Origin of the sequence: Methylobacterium oryzihabitans (assembly GCF_004004555.2) — a bacterium.
GTDB lineage: Bacteria > Pseudomonadota > Alphaproteobacteria > Rhizobiales > Beijerinckiaceae > Methylobacterium > Methylobacterium oryzihabitans.
On the sequence record NZ_SACP01000180.1, the window covers coordinates 1 to 422 of the forward strand.

Annotated in this window: 1 pseudogene; it reads left to right on the forward strand. The window is 58.5% G+C overall.

What is annotated here, in order from left to right:
- Positions 1–422: pseudogene (locus tag EOE48_RS28955) on the forward strand (IS5-like element IS5 family transposase); the annotation flags it as partial.

Here is a 422-nt window from a genome sequence, read left to right on the forward strand (position 1 = left end):
CCGGACCGCACCACCATCATGAATTTCCGCCACCTGCTGGAGCAGCATCAACTGGCCCGCCAATTGTTCAAGACCATCAATCGCTGGCTGGCCGAAGCAGGCGTCATGATGACTCAAGGCACCTTGGTCGATGCCACCATCATTGAGGCACCCAGCTCGACCAAGAACAAAGAGCAGCAACGCGATCCGGAGATGCATCAGACCAAGAAAGGCAATCAGTGGCACTTTGGCATGAAGGCCCACATTGGTGTCGATGCCAAGAGTGGCCTGACCCACAGCCTGGTCACCACCGCGGCCAACGAGCATGACCTCAATCAGCTGGGTAATCTGCTGCATGGAGAGGAGCAATTTGTCTCAGCCGATGCCGGCTACCAAGGGGCGCCACAGCGCGAGGAGCTGGCCGAGGTGGATGTGGACTGGCT